The 20,603-nt window shown below is 62.5% G+C and carries 17 protein-coding genes and 1 riboswitch; of the genes, 6 read left to right on the top strand and 11 right to left on the bottom strand.

What is annotated here, in order from left to right; genetic code table 11:
* Positions 1-37 precede the first annotated feature (37 nt).
* The gene (waaA, locus tag DWU99_RS18830) at positions 38-1,303 is read left to right on the top strand and encodes a lipid IV(A) 3-deoxy-D-manno-octulosonic acid transferase (RefSeq protein WP_115479635.1); all 1,266 of its coding nucleotides are present in this window, start codon (positions 38-40) and stop codon (positions 1,301-1,303) included.
* A 46-nt stretch (positions 1,304-1,349) separates the two neighbouring features.
* Here waaA and DWU99_RS18825 read toward each other — a convergent pair whose 3' ends face one another.
* From DWU99_RS18825 to DWU99_RS18815, 3 genes are all read right to left on the bottom strand, one after another.
* Entirely contained in the window at positions 1,350-2,702 is a 1,353-nt protein-coding gene (locus DWU99_RS18825; protein WP_115479634.1) for a TolC family outer membrane protein, read from the bottom strand.
* 35 nt (positions 2,703-2,737) lie between these two features.
* Complete coding sequence (locus DWU99_RS18820) at positions 2,738-3,397, bottom strand: protein-L-isoaspartate O-methyltransferase family protein (protein ID WP_115479633.1); 660 nt, start codon at positions 3,395-3,397, stop codon at positions 2,738-2,740.
* A gap of 164 nt (positions 3,398-3,561) precedes the next feature.
* Positions 3,562-3,837, bottom strand: a complete 276-nt coding sequence (locus tag DWU99_RS18815; protein ID WP_147292975.1) for a hypothetical protein — start codon at positions 3,835-3,837, stop codon at positions 3,562-3,564.
* A 141-nt stretch (positions 3,838-3,978) separates the two neighbouring features.
* On the opposite strand from DWU99_RS18815, the gene DWU99_RS18810 reads away from it, so the two are divergent.
* On the top strand, positions 3,979-4,629 hold the full coding sequence (locus DWU99_RS18810) for a TetR/AcrR family transcriptional regulator (protein WP_115479631.1): 651 nt from the start codon (positions 3,979-3,981) through the stop codon (positions 4,627-4,629).
* A 43-nt stretch (positions 4,630-4,672) separates the two neighbouring features.
* Positions 4,673-4,767: riboswitch (TPP riboswitch) on the top strand.
* Positions 4,768-4,855: 88 nt separating this feature from the next.
* Positions 4,856-6,733 (top strand): phosphomethylpyrimidine synthase ThiC, encoded by a 1,878-nt coding sequence (thiC, locus tag DWU99_RS18805; protein ID WP_115479721.1) that lies wholly within the window; start codon positions 4,856-4,858, stop codon positions 6,731-6,733.
* A gap of 114 nt (positions 6,734-6,847) precedes the next feature.
* Here the strand turns inward: thiC and DWU99_RS18800 are convergent, their stop codons facing one another.
* On the bottom strand, positions 6,848-7,660 hold the full coding sequence (locus DWU99_RS18800) for a helix-turn-helix domain-containing protein (protein ID WP_115479630.1): 813 nt from the start codon (positions 7,658-7,660) through the stop codon (positions 6,848-6,850).
* A gap of 102 nt (positions 7,661-7,762) precedes the next feature.
* Between DWU99_RS18800 and DWU99_RS18795 the strand changes: the two genes are divergently transcribed.
* On the top strand, positions 7,763-8,152 hold the full coding sequence (locus DWU99_RS18795) for a DUF3224 domain-containing protein (protein ID WP_115479629.1): 390 nt from the start codon (positions 7,763-7,765) through the stop codon (positions 8,150-8,152).
* Positions 8,153-8,161: 9 nt separating this feature from the next.
* On the opposite strand, the gene DWU99_RS18790 is transcribed toward DWU99_RS18795, so the two are convergent.
* The 3 genes from DWU99_RS18790 to pdxR (DWU99_RS18780) all read right to left on the bottom strand — a co-directional run bounded on the left by DWU99_RS18790 (position 8,162) and on the right by pdxR (DWU99_RS18780) (position 11,606).
* Positions 8,162-9,178, bottom strand: a complete 1,017-nt coding sequence (locus DWU99_RS18790) for a zinc-binding alcohol dehydrogenase family protein (RefSeq protein ID WP_115479628.1) — start codon at positions 9,176-9,178, stop codon at positions 8,162-8,164.
* 318 nt (positions 9,179-9,496) lie between these two features.
* Positions 9,497-10,024, bottom strand: coding sequence for an inorganic diphosphatase (gene ppa / locus DWU99_RS18785; RefSeq protein WP_115479627.1), 528 nt, complete (start codon positions 10,022-10,024; stop codon positions 9,497-9,499).
* 148 nt (positions 10,025-10,172) lie between these two features.
* Positions 10,173-11,606, bottom strand: coding sequence for a MocR-like pyridoxine biosynthesis transcription factor PdxR (pdxR, locus tag DWU99_RS18780; RefSeq protein WP_115479626.1), 1,434 nt, complete (start codon positions 11,604-11,606; stop codon positions 10,173-10,175).
* Positions 11,607-11,857: 251 nt separating this feature from the next.
* Between pdxR (DWU99_RS18780) and DWU99_RS18775 the strand changes: the two genes are divergently transcribed.
* The gene (locus tag DWU99_RS18775) at positions 11,858-12,349 is read left to right on the top strand and encodes a DUF1129 domain-containing protein (RefSeq protein ID WP_115479625.1); all 492 of its coding nucleotides are present in this window, start codon (positions 11,858-11,860) and stop codon (positions 12,347-12,349) included.
* A gap of 14 nt (positions 12,350-12,363) precedes the next feature.
* On the opposite strand, the gene DWU99_RS18770 is transcribed toward DWU99_RS18775, so the two are convergent.
* The 3 genes from DWU99_RS18770 to pdxR (DWU99_RS18760) form a co-directional block, all read right to left on the bottom strand.
* Entirely contained in the window at positions 12,364-13,218 is an 855-nt protein-coding gene (locus DWU99_RS18770) for a 2OG-Fe(II) oxygenase (protein ID WP_115479624.1), read from the bottom strand.
* A gap of 59 nt (positions 13,219-13,277) precedes the next feature.
* Positions 13,278-15,404, bottom strand: coding sequence for a prolyl oligopeptidase family serine peptidase (locus DWU99_RS18765; protein WP_115479623.1), 2,127 nt, complete (start codon positions 15,402-15,404; stop codon positions 13,278-13,280).
* A gap of 104 nt (positions 15,405-15,508) precedes the next feature.
* A complete protein-coding gene (pdxR, locus tag DWU99_RS18760; protein WP_115479622.1) occupies positions 15,509-17,017 on the bottom strand; it encodes a MocR-like pyridoxine biosynthesis transcription factor PdxR in 1,509 nt (502 codons plus the stop codon).
* Between the two features lie 133 nt (positions 17,018-17,150).
* On the opposite strand from pdxR (DWU99_RS18760), the gene DWU99_RS18755 reads away from it, so the two are divergent.
* Positions 17,151-18,323, top strand: coding sequence for a hypothetical protein (locus DWU99_RS18755; RefSeq protein WP_158543360.1), 1,173 nt, complete (start codon positions 17,151-17,153; stop codon positions 18,321-18,323).
* 66 nt (positions 18,324-18,389) lie between these two features.
* Here the strand turns inward: DWU99_RS18755 and DWU99_RS18750 are convergent, their stop codons facing one another.
* Positions 18,390-20,417: a sodium-translocating pyrophosphatase gene (locus tag DWU99_RS18750; protein ID WP_115479620.1), complete on the bottom strand. Its 2,028-nt coding sequence runs from the start codon at positions 20,415-20,417 to the stop codon at positions 18,390-18,392.
* Positions 20,418-20,603 lie beyond the last annotated feature (186 nt).

Below are 20,603 nucleotides of genomic sequence, written 5' to 3'. Positions count from 1 at the left end.
GGCCTTTATACTGCCGCGTCACTGCCGGGAATCTCCGTTGCGCTACCTGTATACGATCCTCATGTACCTTGCCACGCCGCTGATCGTGATGCGGCTGCTGACGCGCGGCATGCGTTACGGCAACTATCACCAGCGCTGGCCCGAACGCTTCGGCATTTTCAAGGCGCCGGACCTGCGCGGCAGCATCTGGGTCCACGCCGTGTCGGTAGGCGAGGTCAACGCGGCCGAGCCGCTGATCAAGGCCTTGCGCGACGATTATCCCAATGCGCCGCTGGTCGTCACGACCGTCACGCCGACCGGTTCGGCGCGCGTGCATCAGCTGTTCGGCAACAGCGTGTTTCATGTGTACCTGCCGTACGACTTGCCGTTTTCGGTGCATCGCTTTCTCAAGCAGGTGCGGCCGAGGCTGGCGCTGATCGTGGAAACCGAAATCTGGCCGAACCTGTATTTCGGCTGCCATCGCCGCGGCATTCCGCTGATGATCGTCAACGCGCGCCTCTCCGGCCGCTCGCTGCGCGGCTATGCGCCGATGCGTGCCTTGCTGCGTTCGGCCCTACGTTGCGTGCGCCAGATCGCCGCGCAATCGCGCACCGATGCCGCGCGCTACCGCCTCCTCGGTGCGGACCCTGCGCAGGTTACGGTAAGCGGCAATCTCAAGTTCGATATGCCCGTGCCGGTTGGAGCGTTGGAAGGTGGCTCTGTTTTTCGTCAGCAATGGGGGCGGCTGCGTCCCGTGTGGATCGCGGCGAGCACACACGAGGGCGAAGAGCTGGCTGTGCTCGAAGCGCACCTGGAAGTGCTGAAGCGGTTGCCGGATGCCTTGCTGTTGATCGCGCCACGTCATCCGGAGCGTTTCCGCGTCGTCGAACACTCCGTTCGCAGTCTCGGTTTTTCGATGGCGATGCGTAGCGCGGATCTCGTGCCCGGCGCGTCGCATCAGGTCTTCCTGATCGACACGATGGGCGAGCTGATGCCGTTTTTTGCCGCGTCCGATCTCGCTTTCGTAGGCGGAAGCCTGGTGCCGATCGGCGGTCACAATGTGCTGGAACCTGCTGCCTTGGCACGGCCGGTGCTGGTCGGGCCGCATACCTTCAACTTCGAGGAAATCACGCTCACGCTGATTCGCGGCGGTGGTGCGAAGCGCGTGTTGCAAAGCGAAGCCCTGGGTGGCGAGGTGCTGGAGCTGTTGCAGGACGAGGTGCGCTGCAAGCAGATGGGACAGCAGGCGCGCGTGGTGTTCGACAGCGAGCGTGGCGCTGTAGGTCGCGTGATGAAGCTGATCGATCGCATGCTCCAGGAATAAAAAAGGCCGGGATGATCCCGGCCTTTTTTATCGAGTTTCTGCAGGATTACTGCAGCAGCGAGTTGGCGTATTCCATGTCTTGGTATTCGATCGTGCCGGCGGATTGCTTGAGCAGCAGCCGATCGAGCACGAGCGTGTGACGCGCCACCGAGTATTGGCTTTGCGCCTGCGTCAGGGTCTGAATCGCGGTCAGCACATCCAGCATGATCTGCGTGCCGACCTGGAAGCCCGCCTTCGTGGCATCCAGCGCTTTCTGGCCGGCGTCCACGGCAGCCTTGCCCGATTGCACTTCGCTGATCTCCGAGTTCACCGAGTTGTAGAAGTTCAGGGTGTTCTGGATCGTTTGGCGACGGGTCAATTCCAGCGAGTCCTTCGCTTCCTCGCGCTGGTCGATCGACTGACGAACCTTCGATTGCGTCAGGCCGCCGGAAAAGATCGGCACGGACAGCGTCACGCCGATGGTGTTGCCCCAGCGGCCATTGCCGGCCGCGTTGTAGCTGCCGTTCTCGAACCACGCGGTCGTTTTCGAGTGGCTGAGGCTGGCGGTGATCGTCGGCAGGTGGCCGGCGCGCGCCGCGTTGACGCTGTGGTCCGCGGCATCGACCGACAATTGCGCCGACTGCAGCGTGGGGTTGTTCTTCATGGCCATGTCGACCCAGGCCTGCGGATCGGAAGGCGTGGGTGCATCCATCGGCAGCTCGGGCCTCAGCTTCTTGAGATCACCCACGGGTTGGCCGGTGATCACGGTAAGCGCCTGGCGGTCGTTGGCGAGCGTATTTTCCGCTGTGATGGTGGTCGCCTTGGCCGACTCGTAGAACGACTTGGCCTGATAGACGTTGGTGACCGCCGCGATACCGACTTTGTACTGCTGATCGGCCTGATCGTAGGTCACGCGAAAGGCCTCTTCGTTCGCCTTGGCGTAGGCCAGCTGATCTTCGTCGCTCAGCACCGTGAAGTACGCGGTGGCCACGCGGATGAAGAGATCCTGCGCCGCGGCGTCGTACGTTTTCTGTTGCGCATCGGAGGTCGAGTGCGCGGCCTGCAGGTTGGCGATGTCGGCCAGGTTCAGGATGGTCTGATCCACTTCGGCGCCGATCGTGCGCGAGCGGATGTGTCCAAAGTCGCCGTTTCCACCGGTGGTGCTGTTGTTGTTGTTCGAGTTGTTCGACAGAGCGCCGCCGCTCTGCTGCTGCAGGCTCAGCGAGCCGTTGATCTGCGGCAGCAACAACGCGCGCGCCTGCGGCACGCCTTCGTGCACGGCAAGTCGGGTGGCATCGGCCTGGGCCAGGACAGGGTCGTTTGCACGCGCCTGACGGTATGCATCCAGCAAATCCTCGCCGTGGCTGGGCAGGGACACTGCAGCCATCGTCAGGGCAAGGGTCAGAAGCTTCAAGCGCATGATTCGCCTCGTAGGTTTCGGGGTCGGTAGCGGGGTTAAAAAACGAAACGGCGGGGTGGTTCTGCGTTAGCGAGGTAGGGCAGGTCGGTTTCGAGCAAGCTCTCTTCCCGGTAACGGCCGTTGCCCTCGTGGGTGAGCAGCACGACCTGTTGCACCGGCGACTCGCCGCGAATGACGAGCAGGCGGCCGCCAGGCTTCAGCCAGCCCAGGAAGCGGTCCGGAATACGGTAGACGGCGCCCGTGACAACCACGGCGTCGAACGTGCCCTGCGGCTGCCAGCCGTTGACGGCCTCGCCCGTCGCCAGCTGCACATTGCCGATGCCGGCGGCCTGCAGGCGCTGGCCGGCGGTGGCGGTGAAGTCGGGGTGGATGTCCACGCTGGTCACGTGCGCGGCGAGGCTGGCCAGGCAGGCGGTGAGGAAGCCCGAGCCGGTGCCGATTTCCAGCACCTGATCTTCCGGCTTCAGCTCGAGTGCCTGCAGCACGCGGCCTTCCAGTACCGGCTTCATCATCACTTCGCCATGGCCGAGCGGCAGGCTCAGGTCGGCAAAAGCCAGCTGACGATGCGCCGGCGCGACGAATTCCTCGCGGCGGACGCGGCTGAGCACATCGAGCACGCGGCCATCCAGCACCTCCCAGGGGCGCACCTGGTTCTCAACCATGTTTTGACGCGCCTGATCGAAGTTCATCGCCATGAGAAAACAAGCCTTTGGGGATCGGAAAAAAGGTCAAAAAGGATAAGCGCTTAGCCCCTGTTCCGACAATGGTTAGGGTGCGGGCATACCCATCGTCGACGAAGTGCCGGAAGTCATCGCGACGACCTGACGTAAGTCATGAAACTAGCTGTGTCCGCGGACACTTACGCACTTTTCCAATGCTGTCGAACCACCAAAAACGGCACGCTGACGGGCAGGCGCGAAAGCGCGTCGAAAGTACTTTTGCCGAGCATATCGTCCAGCTGCCGGATCCGCCCGAGGATCGACTCCCCCTGGCTTGCGCCCGCCACGCACAGCCATGCCAGCCAGCGTGACAGGCTGTGCCGCTCCGTAGCATTCAATGCCGCCACCGCCGTGCGTAGGGCAAAGGCCTGGCGCCGCGCCTGGATACGGTCGCGCTCCAGCCAGATCGCCAGCAAACGCTGCGCCTGGCGGTACGGGGCGCTGAGCGTCAATTCGGGGGTGGTTGAGCACATGGGGCGAGAATTGGGTATCATTCAGAAAATAATTAAACCGTCCCGTATAATAAATTGGGTTTTTAGATTTGTGAAGGTGCAACCATGAACTCGATCCCGCTTCCCAAGGCGCACGGGCCAGGTCGCCCGAAGGACATGGAAAAGCGTGCGGCAATCCTTGAGGCTGCCAAGGCTCTGTTCATTCGCAACGCCTTCGCCGGCACCAGCATGGATGCGATCGCCGCCGAAGCCGGCGTTTCCAAGCTGACCGTCTACAGCCATTTCGGCGACAAGGACAACCTGTTCCGCGAGGTCATCCGCGCGCGCATCCAGGACTTGTTGCCCGAAGAAACCTATGGCTTCGACCCCAGCGCGAAGATCGGCGACATCCTCAACCGCGTCGCCCTCATCCACGCGCATCTGGATTGCGATCCGGAAAACGTGGGCACGTTCCGCGCCATTCTCAGCGATTGCCGCCAGGGCAACCCCCGCTACGGCAAGTTGATGTGGGAAGAAGGCCCCATGCGTACGCGCGCCCTGATGGAGCGCCTGCTGCAGCAGGCCGCCGATACGGGCAAGCTCGATATTCAGGACGTGTCGCGCGCCAGCGTCCAGTTCATGTCGCTGATCAAGGGCGACATGATGATGCGCCGTATGTTCGGCTGCGCCGATTGCGCGCAGGCCTATGCGAAGGAAATCGAGGAAAACGCCCTTGCTGGCGTTGCCATGTTTCTGCGCGCCTACGCCCCGCGGTGAGTCCGCACTCGTCACTGCCCCCGCTTCGTGTTCCAATAAGCACTTAAGGAAGCGGGGGTGCCGACCGCAGTCGGCTGAGAGACACCCTTCGAACCTGATCCGGTTAGCACCGGTGTAGGGAGCTTCGCCGCACGGAACATCGTGCGTGGGCGCCGTCGCTTCGATCCTGTGCGGATTCCGCACGAACTCCGCGCAAACCGTGCGGATAGCTGAAGGACGAATGCCGATGAATGCCTTGCCCTCCGATCTGGTGCGCGCCGCACAAGAACTCTCCGAAGCCGTGACGCGACCCATTCCGGGCTCGCGCAAGATTCACGTGCAGGGCAGTCGTCCGGACCTGAAGGTGCCGATGCGCGAAATCTGCCAGGCGCAGACGCCCACGCTGTTCGGTGGCGAGACGAATCCGCCGGTTACCGTTTACGACACCTCCGGTCCTTACACCGATCCCGACTACACCGCCGATCTCGCAGCGGGCTTGCCCGCACTGCGCGCAGGCTGGATCGCCGAGCGTGGCGATGTGGAAGAACTGTCCGGCCTCAGTTCCAAGTTCGGTCGCGAGCGCGCCGCCGATGCGAAGCTCGATCCCGTTCGCTTCGCGCACATTCGCAAGCCGTTGCGCGCGAAGGCCGGTGCGAATGTCACGCAGATGCACTATGCGCGTCGCGGCATCGTCACGCCGGAAATGGAATACATCGCCATTCGCGAGAATCAGCGTATCGAAGCGCTGCAGAACAGCGCATTGCGCACGCAGCATCCGGGCGAGTCGTATGGCGCATCGCTGCCGAAGCTGATCACGCCGGAATTCGTGCGCGACGAAGTGGCGCGCGGCCGCGCCATCATTCCCGCCAACATCAACCATCCGGAAAGCGAGCCGATGATCATCGGCCGCAACTTCCTCACCAAGATCAACGCGAACATCGGCAACAGCGCCGTGTCGTCGGGCATCGCCGAAGAAGTGGAAAAGCTCGTGTGGTCGATCCGCTGGGGCGGCGACACCGTGATGGATCTTTCCACCGGCAAGAACATTCACGAAACGCGCGAGTGGATCATCCGCAATTCGCCGGTGCCGATCGGCACCGTGCCGATCTACCAGGCGCTGGAAAAAGTCGGCGGCGTCGCCGAAGACCTTACCTGGGAATTGTTCCGCGACACGCTGATCGAGCAGGCCGAACAGGGCGTGGATTACTTCACCATCCACGCGGGCGTGCTGCTGCGCTTCGTGCCGCTGACCGCCAAGCGCGTGACCGGCATCGTGTCGCGCGGCGGTTCCATCATGGCCAAATGGTGCCTCGCGCATCACAAGGAAAATTTCCTCTACACGCACTTCGAGGAAATCTGCGAGATCATGAAGGCGTACGACGTGTCCTTCAGCCTCGGCGACGGCCTGCGTCCGGGCTGCATCGCCGACGCGAACGACGCCGCGCAGTTCGGTGAACTCGATACGCTGGGCGAACTCACGCAGATCGCGTGGAAACACGACGTGCAGACCATGATCGAAGGCCCCGGCCACGTGCCGATGCAGTTGATCAAGGAAAACATGGAGCGCCAGCTGGAGAAGTGCCACGAGGCGCCGTTCTACACGCTGGGGCCGTTGACCACCGACATTGCACCCGGCTACGACCACATCACCAGCGCCATCGGCGCGGCGATGATCGGCTGGTTCGGCACCGCGATGCTCTGCTACGTCACCCCGAAGGAGCATCTGGGCCTGCCGAACAAGCAGGACGTGCGCGATGGCATCATCGCGTACAAGATCGCCGCGCATGCCGCGGATCTCGCCAAGGGCCACCCCGGGGCGCAGGTGCGCGACAACGCACTCAGCAAGGCACGTTTCGAATTCCGCTGGGACGACCAGTTCAACCTCGGTCTCGATCCGGAAAAGGCGCGCGAATTCCACGACGAAACGCTGCCGAAGGATGCGCACAAGTCGGCGCACTTCTGCTCCATGTGCGGGCCGAAGTTCTGCTCGATGAAGATCACGCAGGACGTGCGCGATTACGCGGCCGAGCACGGCGTCGACGAAGTCGCCGCGCTGGACGAAGGCATGGCCGAGAAGTCGGCCGAATTCCGCGCGCAAGGCGCGGAGGTTTATCACAAGGCGTGATGCCGCCCGGCAGTGTCACTCGTACAAAATCCCTCTCCCGGATGGGAGAGGGATTGGACAAGTTCCCTAACTGCAAGCAGTCCGAAGCGGAAAGCAATAGAACAGAAACTGTCGTCAGGTGCCGGATTGACCTTCGGCCCGCGCGTATTCGGTAGGTGAACGCCCGACCAGCTTGCGGAAATCGCCGATAAAGTGCGCCTGGTCGAAATAACCCAGCTTTAGCGCGAGTTCCGTCCAGGCTATGGGTGTGCCCGCCTGCAATTGCGCCACGGCTTCGTGAATCCGGTAGCGGTTGATCACCCACTTGGGACCGATGCCGACGTATTGATGGAACAGCCGCTGCAGCGCGCGCTTGGTGAGTCCGGTCTGCGTTACCAGCTTGTCGACCGACGTGAGGTCTCTGTCTGCCGCGATGTGGGCGACCAGCGTGCTCACGCGTGCGACGTTAGCATCATCGGGAGGTCGATGTGCCAGCAGAAGCCGTTCGGCGAGCGTCGACATGGCATCCATGTCCGGTGCGGCGAAGATGTCCGATTCGAAGCGCGTGGCGTCGTCGTCGAAAATGCGAGACGGTTCGAGAGAACGATCCATCAGCTCAGAAACCGGGGCACCGTAAAAGGGAAAGAAGCCGCCAGCCTTGAACTTGATGCCGAATACGCGGCCCTGTCCTTCAAGCACGCGAATGAATCGTCCCGTGTGCACGCCATAAATGCCGGTCACTCCTGGCTCCACCACGAACTGCACGTTCGGATGAGGCAGGGTTTCCTGCTGCTGCGCGGGCAGGTCGCGCAGATCCCACGACACATGCCAGTAGTGCTCGATCAGGCCGGCCAACGCGGGCGAGGGTGCTTGGCGGGCATGCTGGAATTCGCCGTGTTCCAGCCGCTGGCGCAGCACGCCGCGCGGTTTGCCTATGTCGGTGCTCATGATGAGCGGGTCCGGTCATCGCCAAATTGTCGCGTTTTTCCAATCGCCATGGAGGTACCTTGTACTAAGGTCACGACCGGAAAGCGACTGGAGAATCTCATCATGCAGGCAAGCGGACCCTTCGAAGTGAAACTCGCGCCCCAACCGGCCGCATCGGGCATCGAGCAGGCCAATCTCGGGCGACAGACCATCAACAAAGAGTTCCATGGCGATCTGGAGGCGACAAGCCTCGGCGAAATGCTGTCGGCCATGGGCAACGTGCAGGGTTCGGCCGGCTATGTCGCCATCGAGCGCGTGACCGGCACGCTGCATGGCAAGCGCGGAAGCTTCGTGCTGCAGCACACCGGCACCATGAATCGCGGTGTGCCGCAACTGTCGATCACCGTCGTACCCGATTCGGGGACGGATGCATTGACGGGACTCACCGGCTCCATGCAAATCCAGATCGAGCAGGGAAGGCACGCCTATATCTTTGATTACGACGTGCCGTAATAAAGCTATTTACCAGCCCAATATCACCAGCTTGCCGATGGTAGTGCCCGATTCGAGCCGGCGATGTGCTTCGCGCATGTTTTCCGCGTTGATCGGACTCAGGACTTCGCGCTGAATGCCGCGCAATTCGCCTTCATCGATCAGCGCGGCCACACGCGCAAGGATGCGCCCTTGTTCGGCCATGTCGGGCGTCTTGAAGCGCGAACGCGCGAACATCATTTCCCAATGGATGCCGATGCACTTGGCTTTGTAGGGGTCGCCGATATTCAAGGGCGTCGCCGGTTCGACGATCAGGCCGACATGACCTTGCGGCGCGAGCAGTTCGCCAAGCTCTGTCCAGTACTGCTCGCTCTTGGCGAGATTGAGTGCCGCATCGACTTGCTCGAAGCCCAGTGCGGCCAGCTGCGGCGTCAACGGCTGACGATGATCGATCACATGCTGCGCGCCCATGGCGCGACACCACGCCTGCGTCTCCGGCCTCGATGCCGTGGCGATCACCGTGAAGCCGGCGCGTCGCGCCAGCTGGATCGCGATGGAGCCCACGCCACCGGCGCCGGCAATGATCAGCAGCGACTTGCCTTCACCACCGTTTTCACTGTTGTAAGGCATGCGTTCGAACAGCAGTTCCCATGCCGTGATGGCAGTGAGCGGCAACGCGGCTGCGGCGCAGGCATCAAGGCGGCGTGGACGATGGGCGGCGATCCGCGCATCGACAGCCTGATACTGCGCATTGCTGCCGGGCCGGGTGATGTCGCCGGCGTAATACACCTCGTCACCCGCTTTGAATCCGTTCACCTCGGCGCCGACCGCTTCGACCGTGCCCGCGGCGTCATAGCCGATGATGCGCGGCTGCGATTCCACCTGCGGCTTCGGCGAGCGAACCTTGGTATCGACCGGATTGACCGAAACGGCTTCGACGCGAACCAGCAGGTCGTGGGGCCCGATCTCCGGTTTCGGCAGTTCCACGTCGACCAGCGATTGAGGGTCGTCGATCGGCAGGTAACGCGTAAAAGCGACGGCTTTCATGGGGGATGTCTCCGCAAATCAATCGAAAAAGATGGGGTTGAGACAGCAGGCGCGTGACGTACGGTGGAAAGGAAACGGTACGGCGTGTTTATACGTCCAAATGGATGAACCGGGATGCGGTGCTCTACGGGCTTACGCCCTCCGAAGCGTGAGCTGGGGCGGGGCTTTTCGTCCCCAGCTCACTCACCGCCTACGGGGCCCGATGCGCGCGTTGCGCGCACTCTTCACAAAAGCAAAACCTGAAGAGCGAAGAACAAATGACAGGCACAAAAAAACGCGCCGCCGTTAGGCGACGCGTTTTTTGTGCATTTCAGCTTTTTATTTCTTCGCGCGTTCGACGCCGGCCTTGATTTCGGCCTTGGCTTCCTCGGCGCCGACCCAGCCTTCCACCTTCACCCACTTGCCCTTCTCGAGGTCCTTGTAGTGCTCGAAGAAGTGGCCGATGCGTTCCAGCCAGTGCGCGGAGACGCTCTTGATGTCGTTGATGTGGGCGTAACCGGGGAAGATCTTGGGCGAGGGGATCACGATCAGCTTTTCGTCGTTGCCGGCTTCGTCGGTCATCTTCAGCATGCCGACGGGATGGCAGCGGATCACGGAGCCGGGGACCAGCGGCAGGGGCAGGATCACCAGGGCGTCGAGCGGATCGCCGTCGCCGCCGAGGGTGCCCGGCACGTAGCCGTAGTTGCAGGGGTAGCGCATGGGAGTGGAGAGGATGCGATCGACGAAGATCGCTCCGCTTTCCTTGTCCACCTCGTATTTGACCGGTTCCGCATCCTTGGGAATCTCGATGACGACGTTGATTTCGTGCGGCACGTCGCGGCCGGCGCTAACCATATCCAGGCCCATGGGGCACTCCTTACATCTATCCGAAGCGGGGAAAGCTGCTCAGGATACGGCAAACCTTGCCGCAGCGCACCAAGACGGGGCTGCGGGACGCCGTGTCGTTCAGGCAGGTGTCGAGTTGGACGGCAGGCTGCGTGCGGGGAAGGAGCGATCAGGCCGCGTCGAAATGATCCAGGCACTGGCCGAACAACTGCATGGCTTCGCGCAGTTCGGCCACGGAAAGTCCGCAATAACCGAGGATCAAGCCCTGCTGCGCGGGCGGATGGATGTAAAGCGGACTCATCGGATACAGGCCCAGGCCGCGTTCGTGCGCATACGCGGTCAGCGCTTCGCAGCGGGCCCGATCGTAACCGCGCAACCAGACGACGACGTGCATGCCGGCGGGCGTATCGCTGATCTCGATGCGATCCCGGGCATGTTCTTTCAGCCCGGCGATCAGGGTTTCGCGGCGTACCTTCAATTCCTTGCGCGCCAGGCGCAGATGGCGTTCGAAGCCGCCGTCTTCCATGAAGCGGGCCAGCGCAGCCTGTTCGATGATCGGACAGGCGATGTCGCCGAGATATTTCGCATTGAGAAAATCGACGCGAAGCGCGGTGGGCAATACCATGTACGCAAGGCGAAGGCCGCCGAACATGACCTTGGAGAAGGTGCCGACGTAGATCACGCGATCGCTCTCGTCCAGCGCCCTCAGCGCGGCCAGCGGATGCGCGTCGTAGCGGAATTCGCCGTCGTAGTCGTCTTCGAGTATCCAGCAGTCGTGTTCTGTCGCGTAGCGCAGGAGTTCGAGCCTGCGTTGCAGCGACATGACGGCGCCGGTCGGAAAGTGGTGCGAGGGCGTGACATAAATCAGTCGCGGCGGCTCGGCGGGAAGCCGCTCGCAGATCAGGCCTTCGTCATCGGTATTCACCGGAACCAAATCGACACCGTGAGCCACCAGCGCCTGATGCGCGCTGAAATAGTGAGGTTCCTCCAGCACGACACGATCGCCTTCGTTCAGCAGCACGCGTGCCGCGAGGTCGATGGCTTGTTGCGTGCCGCCGACAATCAACACGTCGTCGGGTTCTGCATGCACGCCGCGTCGGCGTGCGAGGTAGTCGCATGTCTGCTTGCGCAGCGCCCCCAAGCCGGCCACTTCGTTGACGTTCAATCGCGTGTAGGCCGCCGCACGCGCCAGCTCGCGTCCCCACGCATTGTTGAGTGCCGGATTGAGCTGCGGATTGCCGTATTGCAGGTTGTAACGAAGATCGCGATGAATGCGCGGAATGTCCCAGTTGCGCACTTCGCGCGCGCGTTGCGCATAGCGGGAGGGCGCAGGGATTTGAGTCTGGATGTGGTGCAGCACCGGTTTGGCGCGCAGGTCGCTGACATAGCTGCCTGAACCGACGCGGCCGTCGATGTAACCCTCGGCGCGCAGTTGTTCGTAGGCGGCCAGCACCGTGGTGCGCGAAAGCTCGAGTTCGTCGGCCAATTCCCGGGTTGGCGGCAACTGGGTGCCTGCGACGATCCGACCATCGAGAATGGAAGCTTTCAGCGCACGTGTCAGCTGATCGTAGAGCGGTCCTCGCCCATCCAGTTCTAGGTACACGCGATACCCTCCAATTGGTACCTGGAAATTACGAGCAATTGGCTATGGAGGGAATGTGTCTACATACCTAGTCTGAATTCGTCGCTGATTCAGAAAAGTTTCCCGGCCCCTCCCCAGGCTGGAACCTCGGCGGCGATGTCTCCCACAGTCCCCGCCCCCGCGGGGTGGCTTGAAGCCGCCACCCCGCGGGTTCTTCTTAATTGAGCCGCGAAACCGTTGTCATCTTTCGCCAAACTGAAGAGCGTTTGCCCATGTCGATCGCCCATGCCGATTCGCGCGCCGTCGCCGTGAATCGTTTCATCGCGTCCGCAGCCCTGATGGTTTTTCTGCTTGCCTCCGCGGACCTGATTTTCGCGTGCACCTATTGGCATCAGCTGTACGCCGTGCCATGGTCGCGCCTGGTGCAGAACATTGCAGCGGGGTTGCTCGGCAAGCGTTCGTTTGCCGGAGGAGCGCCCACCGTCGTGCTGGGCGCGCTGCTGCAATATTTCATGATGTCCATCATGGTGGGCGCGTACTACGCAATCAGTACGCGCATGCACGTGCTGCGCGAACGACCCTGGCAGTACGGTTTGCTCTATGGCGTGGTGCTGTTCGTGGTGATGAATTTCATCGTGCTGCCGCTGTCGGCGGCACCGAAAGGGCCTGTCGTGCCGAGCTGGATCGTCGGCAGCGTCGTGGTGCATTTGATCATTGGGGTGTCTATTGCGCACGGCGCGCGCTGGGCGGTACGCCGCGACTAAACGGATTTATCACGCTACTTGCGCGAGGGCGCCTGAAAGGGTCGCTCGCGCAGCCATTTGGTGGCAATCCACTTTTCTCCCTTCAAGACCGGCAGGCCCGCGTGCAGGGATGCCGTATCGCCCGTGTCATAGGCGAAATAGACGGCTGAACCGCGTAACGCGGTCACGGTGAGTCCGATTTCAGGAAAGGCCGTGCCGCCGCCGGCTTCCGGCGTGTTGAGATACATCACCACGCTGGCGATGCGCTGGCCGCCCTTGGCGGTGATGGCGGCGAAGCCGGGTTGCTCCGGATCGAACCAGTCGTGATGCGGCTCGTATTGCTGACCCGGCAGGTAATGCAGCACCTGCAGACCCTCGCCGTGATCGACGGGAATGCTCAACAACGTGGCGATGCGTTGCTCGATGCGCTTGACGAGCGTCGTTTCGCCGATGCCGAAGAACATGCCTTCGCTGGTGCGGCGCGCATCCACCTGTTGCTTGCCGCCGCTGTCCACCGTCATGGCGCGTTGCAGGCGCGGTTTCGCTTCGAGGATGAGCGCTTCGCATTCCCCCTGCGACAGCAGGTTGTTGAGCACGCGCAAGACAGGCGACTCGACGCTCAGCGAGACATCGATGGTGCGTCCTTCGGCGATCGCCTGCGGCGGTTCGGGATGGCGCGTGCGGCGGCCCTGGCTCTTTGCCGGCTGCGCATGAGCATCGAGCGCCGAGATCGGCATGTTGAGCACGGTGGCGACGATCGTGCGGCTTTGCCGCGGGTCGTAGCCGGAGTCCTGCATCAGCTTGAGGACGGCATCGACGCTGTGGCCGGCGCGGGTCGTGGAAAGAATCCAGTCGCGTAGTTCAGGGCGGATGGGGAGATGCGATTTCATCGGGAAAGCATGCCACAGCAAGGCATCCGGCTGCGACGCAGCCGGATGCTTTCAAGCACTTACTGCAGGCGATCCCACAGGAAGGTGTAGGCAAGCGCATGCATGTACGCGGTCTGTTTATTGTCCGCGCCGGCACCATGGCCGCCTTCGGTGTTCTCGAAGAACCACACGTTCTTGTAATCCATGCCTTCCATCTTGGCGGCCATCTTGCGCGCCTGCACCGGACCCACGCGATCGTCGCTGGTGGTGGTGTAGAAGAGCACCGGCGGATAGGTCGCGTCGGCTTTCACGTTCTGATACGGCGAGAACGTCTTGATGAAGTCCCACTGCTTGGGATCGTCCGGATTGCCGTATTCGGCGATCCACGATGCGCCTGCGGAAAGGTGCGTATAGCGCTTCATGTCCAGCAGCGGCACTTCGCAGGCGATGGCGCCGAACAAGTGCGGATAAAGCGTAAGCATGTTGCCCATCAGCAGGCCGCCGTTGCTGCCGCCTTCGGCACCCAGATGTGCCGGCGAGGTGACGCCGCGCTTGACCAGATCCTGCGCGACAGCCGCGAAATCCTCATAGGCGCGCAAACGGTTGGCCTGCAGTGCCGCCTGGTGCCAGCGCGGTCCGTATTCGCCACCGCCGCGGATGTTGGCGATGACATACACGCCGCCGCGCTCCAGCCATGCACGACCCATGCTGCCGCTGTAGAACGGCTGCAGCGACACTTCGAATCCGCCATAGCCATAAAGCAGCGTGCGGTTGCCGCCATCGAGCTTCATGCCCTTCGGCGCGATCTCGAAGTAGGGCACTTTTGTGCCGTCGCGCGAAGCGACGAAGTGCTGGCTTACTTCGAATCTGGAGGCATCGAAAAATGCGGGGCTCTGCTTGATCGTCTGCGCCTGATCCTCGCCCAGCACGCCGCGCTCGAGCGACGAAGGCGTGAGGAAGCCGGTCACGCTCAGCCAGTATTCGTCGCTGTTGTCCGGATCGGTATCGACGACCTCGACAGTGCTGAATTGCGGCGCGCCAGGCATGTCTTCGCGCGCCCAGGTGCCATCGTCTTTTGGGGTCAGCACGTCGAGGCGGCTTTTCACGTCGTCCATGATGTCGAGGATGAGGTGATGCCGCGTCCAGGCATAGTTGGACAGCGCGGTGTGTTCGTCGGGCGCGAACAGCGTGGTGAACTGGCGCTTGCCGGCCATGAAATCGTCGTACTTGATGGCAATCAACGCGCCGGACGGGTAGGTGGCGCCGCCGACTGTCCATGCCGAACGCAACTGCACCAACAGCCATTCGCGGTGCGGGTCCGCGTTGGCGGCGTCGGAGGGCACGTCCAGGTGGATCAGCTTGCCGTCCTTGAGCTGATACGTGTCGCTGTGGAAGAAGTCGTGCGCCACGCTGATGAAATCGCGTTCGAAGCCCGGCGTGCGATCGTGCGAGGCACTGACGGCAAGATCGTCGGTCTTGCCTTCGTACACCGTGACCGCAGCGCTGAGCGGCGTGCCGCGCGTCCACACTTTTGCGATGCGCGGATAGCTCGACGACGTCATCGAACCCGGCCCGAAATCGGTACCGACGTAGATATGGTTGTCGTCGATCCAGCTGGCCTGCGTTTTCGCGACCGGCAATTCGAAGCCGCCTTTCACGAAGGATTTGCTGGGGATATCGAACTCGCGCACTTCGACCGCGTCGCCGCCGCCCGGCGACAGCGAGACCAGGCAGCGCGTGTATGCCGGTTTCAGGCAATCGCCGCCCTTGAACACCCAGTGCTTGCCTTCGGCCTTGTTCAGCGCGTCGATGTCCAGCAGCACTTCCCAGTGCGGATCGGACTTGCGGTATTCGGCCAGCGTGGTGCGGCGCCAGATGCCGCGCGGATACGTCTTGTCCTGCCAGAAGTTGTAGAGGTAATCGCCGCGCCGTTCGACATAGGGAATGCGTGCGTTGGAATCCAGCACTTCCAGGATGCGATCGCGCGTCTTGGTGAATTCCTGGCTGTCGGCGAACTGCTTTTGCGTGACGGTGTTCTGGGCCTTCACCCAGTCCATCGAACGTGTGCCGTGGATATCTTCCAGCCAGAGATAGGGATCGTCGCTGGGTGCCGCCGTGCCGGCAGTCGTGGTGTCGTTTGCTTGGGCCATGCCGCCCATTATGACGGCGAGTGCCAAGACGAGCTTGATCGGGTTCTTCGCACGCATGCTTCCGCTCCGTGGTGGGCGCGGGCTGCTGGCCTCGCGCGGAATGTCAAGCATGCATGTCCTGGCCCGCCGCGCCAGTGGAGAAGGTCAGAGGCGGATGTGGGTCAAACGCGATTCCGCAGGACTTGCCCCGCTTTTAACGGTCTGGAGGTGCGCTGGCCGATCAGGCGATTCAGGGCCAGCGCCATGCGCCGCACGGCTTCATCGAGTTCGGTTTCGTTGAGGTAGCTGAAACCCAGGCGCAGGTAAGGCTGCTTGCGCTGATGGAAGTCGTAGCGGCTGGCTTCGTAGAACTGCACGCCTTCGCGTTCGCTTTCATGAGCCCAGGCGGCAAGGTCGATGGCTTCATCGACATGCGCCCACAGTCCCAGGCCGCCGTCTGGAACGCGAAAGTGCAATGCGCTGCCGAGATGGCGATGCAATGCGTCGGCCAGGACATCGCGGCGCGCTTCATAGGTGCGCCGCATGCGGCGTACGTGGCGAAGCAGTTCGCCATCTTCGAACAATTCGGCAATCGCGCATTCCATCGCCACGTCGCTGCGTGCATCGCTGGCGGCGCGCAGCGACGCGAGAGATTCGAACACCGCAGGCGGGGCAAGGACGAAACCGGTTCCGATGCCCGGTGCAAGCAAGTTGGATAGCGATCCCACGTAGATGACATTCGCTCGTCCGCGGCCTGCGGCAATCGGCAGGACCGGTTTTCCAGCGTAGTGGAATTCGTGATCGTAGTCGTCTTCGATGATCGCAAAGCCGTGCAGCAGCGCAAGGTCGGCCAACCGCGCGCGTCGCGACGGCGACATGACGACAGTCGTCGGAAATTGATGATGCGGAGTGAGGAACACCGCGCGGATGCGTTGCGTCGCCAGCAATCGTTCGAGCGCCTCGACATCCAGCCCATCGTCATCGAGCGGCATGGGTACGAGCTGCGCACCCGCGAGACGCAATACGCTCCAGGCAGGCGGATAGCCGAACGCTTCCACGGCCACCACATCGCCGGGCTTGATCAGCATGCGTGCGACCAGATCGATGCCTTGTTCGAGGCTGCGCGTCACCATCAGGCAATCGGCGGTGGCGGGGAGTCCTCGCGTGCTGCCAAGCATGTTCGCCAGCTCTTCGCGCAGGCGCCGATGGCCGCATGGATCGGCGTAGCCGATCAGCGAGTGGCCGCGTTGCGCGATGGCGCGACGAAACGCACGCGTGAGCGCTGCGGCTGGAAACAGCCGTGTGTCGGGCAGGCTGTTGGCGATGACCAGCGTACCGGGTTTAGGCGCCGTGGCGAACGGTGCCGTGTGTTCGGGTGCCGAGAGCGCGTAAGTAGGCGAGTCGCCGGTGGGCGGCACCGCGTGAGCGACCGTCGGCATCGGCACGGAAACGAACGTGCCGCCGCCCACGCGTGTGTTGACGAGTCCTTCGGCCGCCAACTCTTCATAACCTGCGACGACAGTATTTCGATTGATGGCCAACTGCTCGGCCAGCTCGCGCGTACCGGGCAGCGGCTCACCGGCTTTTAGACGTCCGGATCGGATGTCGTCCGCAATCGCGTTCGCGAGCTGCAGGAAGATCGGCAGTTCGTGTTTGGGATCGAGCGCAATCGTCAATTCCCAGCGACGCATAACCGGACTATAGCGCGGACCGGACTAGCTGGCGTCGCAAAAGTGGTGCTTTTTCTGCTGGTCCGGAGTGACCAAGCTACAACCGTTCGTCCTTATGGCTGTATGTCGTTACAACTGAATGAAGGAGCATCCCATGCGTCGGATAACGAGCGTGATGGTAGCGGCTGCGTGCGTCACGGGCCTGATGGCAGCGCAGGTTCCGGTGGCGGCAGCTACGCAATACCAGGTTCACAATCTGGGCTCGCTGGGCGGTACGTCCAGCGCGGGTATCAGCATCAATAACGTCGGTTTGGTCAGCGGTTTTTCCAATCTCGCCGGTAACCAGAGCATGCATGCGGCGTTGTGGCTGGGCGGCACGGCGTTCGATCTGGGAACCCTGGGCGGCGCCAACAGCGGCATCACCTGGCCGGTAAAAAATGAATTCGGCGTGCTGGTGGGCATTGCCGAAACGGCCCAGGTGGATCCGCTGGGCGAAAACTGGAGTTGTTCGGCGTTCTTTCCCACCACCACCGGCCATGTCTGCGTTGGCTTCGTGTGGCGGTGGGGCCATATGCAGGCGTTGCCTACGCTGGGCGGCAACAATGGTTTTGCGACGGGTGCCAACAATTTTGGTTTGATTGTGGGATGGGCGGAAAACACCATTCACGATCCCACTTGCGATCCCACGTCAACGCAGGTGTTGCAGTTCAAGCCTGTCGTGTGGGGGCCGGACGATAACGACATCCAGGCGTTGCCGTTGATCGGCACCGATACCTCCGGCGCGGCCACGGCCATCAACGATCGCGGTCAGATTGTCGGCATATCGGGCATTTGCGATCAGGCCGTCGGTCGCTTCTCCGCCATCCATGCCGTGGTGTGGCAGAACAACAAAGCGAGGGATCTGGGCAATCTCGGTGTCGGTGCCTGGAATACGCCGATGGCGATCAACGAGCGCGGCGTGATCGTAGGTTTCGCCAACGTGCCGGGCGGCGGTGATCCCGGAAATTTCAATGCCCATGCATTCATCTGGACGGCCAGTGGCGGCATGCGCGATCTGGGTACGTTGCCGGGCGATACGATCAGCGAAGCGCTGGGCATCAATGACGAAGGATTGATCGTGGGCGAATCCTGCGGTGCAAACGGATGTCGCGCCGTGTTGTGGCAGAACGGCAACATCGTTGATCTCAATACGCGGGTTGCGCCGGGCTACAGCGATCAGCTGGTTTATGCGAATGACATCAACGATGAGGGTGCCATCACGGGACAGTCCTTGAATGCGACGTCGGGCGTGAGTTTGACATTCCTGGCCGTACCGAATGGACACTGACGAACGGTGAAGCGCGCTGTGAGATTCCCCTCGCCATGAGAGCGAGGGGAATCCATCAGGGAACAATCAGAGCAACGGAATCAGCAACAGCGCCACAATGTTGATGATCTTGATCAGCGGGTTCACCGCGGGGCCTGCAGTGTCCTTGTAAGGATCGCCCACGGTATCGCCGGTCACCGCCGCCTTGTGCGCATCGGAACCCTTGCCGCCGAAGTTGCCGTCCTCGATGTACTTCTTCGCGTTGTCCCACGCGCCGCCGCCGGTCGTCATCGAGATCGCCACGAACAAACCCGTGACGATGGTGCCGATCAGCAGACCGCCCAACGCGACAGGACCGAGCAGGAAGCCGACCAGGATCGGGATCAGCACCGGCAGCAACGATGGAATCATCATTTCCTTGATCGCCGACTTGGTCAGCATGTCCACCGCGCGCGAGTAGTCGGGCTTGGTGGTGCCTTCCATGATGCCTTTGATCTCGCGGAACTGGCGGCGCACTTCTTCCACCACCGCGCCCGCCGCACGACCCACTGCTTCCATCGCCATTGCGCCGAACAGATATGGAATCAGGCCGCCGATCAGCAGACCGACGATCACGCGATGATCGGAAAGATCGAACGTGAACACCTTGCCGGGATGATCGAGCGCAAGGCGGTGCGTGTAGTCCGCGAACAGCACCAGCGCGGCCAGGCCCGCCGAGCCGATCGCGTAACCCTTCGTCACGGCCTTGGTGGTGTTGCCGACTGCGTCGAGCGGATCGGTGACGCCGCGCACTTCCGGCGGCAGTTCGGCCATCTCGGCGATGCCGCCGGCGTTGTCGGTGATCGGACCATAGGCATCGAGCGCCACGATCATGCCCGTCATCGACAGCATCGCCGTGGCGGCGACGGCGATGCCGTAGAGTCCCGCCAGCGAAAACGCACCCCAGATCGCGGCGCACACGGCCAACACCGGCAACGCGGTGGATTTCATCGACACGCCGATGCCGGCGATGATGTTGGTCGCATGACCCGTCGTGGACGACTGCGCAACGTGACGCACCGGTGCGTACTCGGTCGCGGTGTAGTACTCGGTGATCACGACAATGATCGCCGTCAGCACCAGCCCGATCAGCGCGCTGCCGTAGAGGTTTTTCACGCCCAGCGTGGCATCGGCCATCAGCGCGGTGGTGATGGGCCAGAACGCGATGGCGGCGAGCACGCCGGACACCATCACGCCCATGTACAGCGCGCTCATGATCTTGGCGCCGCCACGGGCACGCACGAAGAACGTGCCGATCACCGAGGCGATGATCGAAGCGCCACCCAGCAACAACGGATATAGCACCGAGTTGGAACCGGCCTGATCGCCGAGCACGCCGCCCAGCAGCATGCTGGCGATCAGCGTCACCGCGTAGGTTTCGAAGAGATCCGCGGCCATGCCCGCGCAGTCACCTACGTTGTCGCCCACGTTGTCCGCGATCACGGCAGGGTTGCGCGGGTCGTCTTCCGGAATGCCGGCTTCCACCTTGCCGACCAGGTCGGCGCCCACATCCGCACCCTTGGTGAAGATGCCGCCGCCCAGGCGCGCGAAGATCGAGATGAGCGAGGAACCGAACGCCAGGCCCACCATCGCGTGCAAGGCGTGCTCGGTGTCGTAGCCGAAGTGAGTCAGCGCACCGTAGTAGCCCGCCACGCCGAGCAAAGCGAGGCCCACCACCAGCATGCCGGTGATCGCGCCACCGCGGAACGCAACGTTCAACGCGGCGGCGAGACCGCCGCGCGCTGCCTCGGCCGTGCGCACATTGGCGCGTACCGAGACATTCATGCCGATATAGCCGGTCGCCCCCGAGAGGATGGCGCCGATCGCAAAGCCGATCGCCGTGCCCCAATCCAAGGCGAATCCGATGATGACCAGCAGCACCACGCCAACGAGCGCGATCGTGCGGTACTGGCGGTTGAGGTAGGCGCGTGCGCCTTCCTGAATAGCCGAGGCAATCTCTTGCATGCGTTCGTTGCCCGGCGATTTCGCCAGGATCCAACGCACGGAAAACGCCCCGTACAAAATCGCCACGACCGCGCAAGCCAACGCGATCCACAAGCCATACTGCTGCAGCATCGGTGCCTCCCCTCCAGTTGTGTCGACCGCCCGGACGGACGGTTCCGGTCGAGTATAGGCAGAGGATGTGTGACGGAATGTTGTGCGGCGCAGCGGATCGGCGCGGATTTCACCGATTTCCTCGCGCACGATTCGCTCGCGCTGATGCTCTTCCCCCTGCTTGCAGGGGGAGGTTGGGAGGGGGTA

It is taken from the genome of Dyella psychrodurans (assembly GCF_003363265.1).
Classification (GTDB): domain Bacteria; phylum Pseudomonadota; class Gammaproteobacteria; order Xanthomonadales; family Rhodanobacteraceae; genus Dyella_B; species Dyella_B psychrodurans.
Note: the sequence above shows the minus strand (reverse complement) of the source record. Positions and strands in the feature narration are given on the sequence as shown.

Excerpts from the sequence above, each read along its gene's own strand:
- DWU99_RS18810 (WP_115479631.1), top strand. The coding sequence starts at position 3,979 with ATGAACTCGATCCCGCTTCCCAAGGCGCACGGGCCAGGTCGCCCGAAG.
- ppa (WP_115479627.1), bottom strand. The coding sequence starts at position 10,024 with ATGGGCCTGGATATGGTTAGCGCCGGCCGCGACGTGCCGCACGAAATC.
- DWU99_RS18755 (WP_158543360.1), top strand. The coding sequence starts at position 17,151 with ATGCGTCGGATAACGAGCGTGATGGTAGCGGCTGCGTGCGTCACGGGC.
- DWU99_RS18800 (WP_115479630.1), bottom strand. The coding sequence starts at position 7,660 with ATGAGCACCGACATAGGCAAACCGCGCGGCGTGCTGCGCCAGCGGCTG.
- DWU99_RS18795 (WP_115479629.1), top strand. The coding sequence starts at position 7,763 with ATGCAGGCAAGCGGACCCTTCGAAGTGAAACTCGCGCCCCAACCGGCC.
- DWU99_RS18790 (WP_115479628.1), bottom strand. The coding sequence starts at position 9,178 with ATGAAAGCCGTCGCTTTTACGCGTTACCTGCCGATCGACGACCCTCAA.
- DWU99_RS18825 (WP_115479634.1), bottom strand. The coding sequence starts at position 2,702 with ATGCGCTTGAAGCTTCTGACCCTTGCCCTGACGATGGCTGCAGTGTCC.
- DWU99_RS18820 (WP_115479633.1), bottom strand. The coding sequence starts at position 3,397 with ATGGCGATGAACTTCGATCAGGCGCGTCAAAACATGGTTGAGAACCAG.
- pdxR (WP_115479622.1), bottom strand. The coding sequence starts at position 17,017 with ATGCGTCGCTGGGAATTGACGATTGCGCTCGATCCCAAACACGAACTG.
- DWU99_RS18750 (WP_115479620.1), bottom strand. The coding sequence starts at position 20,417 with ATGCTGCAGCAGTATGGCTTGTGGATCGCGTTGGCTTGCGCGGTCGTG.
- thiC (WP_115479721.1), top strand. The coding sequence starts at position 4,856 with ATGAATGCCTTGCCCTCCGATCTGGTGCGCGCCGCACAAGAACTCTCC.
- DWU99_RS18765 (WP_115479623.1), bottom strand. The coding sequence starts at position 15,404 with ATGCGTGCGAAGAACCCGATCAAGCTCGTCTTGGCACTCGCCGTCATA.
- DWU99_RS18775 (WP_115479625.1), top strand. The coding sequence starts at position 11,858 with ATGTCGATCGCCCATGCCGATTCGCGCGCCGTCGCCGTGAATCGTTTC.
- DWU99_RS18770 (WP_115479624.1), bottom strand. The coding sequence starts at position 13,218 with ATGAAATCGCATCTCCCCATCCGCCCTGAACTACGCGACTGGATTCTT.